This window comes from Pseudomonas sp. Kh14 (genome assembly GCF_900291005.1).
Taxonomy (GTDB): Bacteria; Pseudomonadota; Gammaproteobacteria; order Pseudomonadales; family Pseudomonadaceae; genus Aquipseudomonas; species Aquipseudomonas alloputida.
Genome location: NZ_OLKJ01000085.1, coordinates 1 through 278, shown reverse-complemented (window position 1 = coordinate 278; position 278 = coordinate 1). Strand labels below are relative to the sequence as shown.

General features: G+C 42.4%; 1 pseudogene. It reads left to right on the top strand.

The annotated features are described in order from the left end of the window. Positions 1-33: 33 nt before the first annotated feature. Positions 34-278: pseudogene (locus FQ668_RS27420) on the top strand (carboxynorspermidine decarboxylase); the annotation flags it as partial.

Below are 278 nucleotides of genomic sequence, written 5' to 3'. Positions count from 1 at the left end.
GACACCTAGGGTCTTTAAACTTAGGTCTACAAAATGATTAAAAACGAACTCAAAACACCATACTTCATGATTAATGAAGACAAACTGGTTGAGAACCTAGAGAAAGCAAAACACCTCAAAGAGGTCTCTGGCGTAAAGCTAGTGCTGGCGCTTAAGTGTTTCTCGACTTGGGGTGTGTTTGACATTATTAAACCATCCTTAGATGGCTCAACCAGCAGTGGTCCATTTGAGGTAAAACTCGGCTACGAGACTTTTGGTGGTGAAACGCACGCATACAG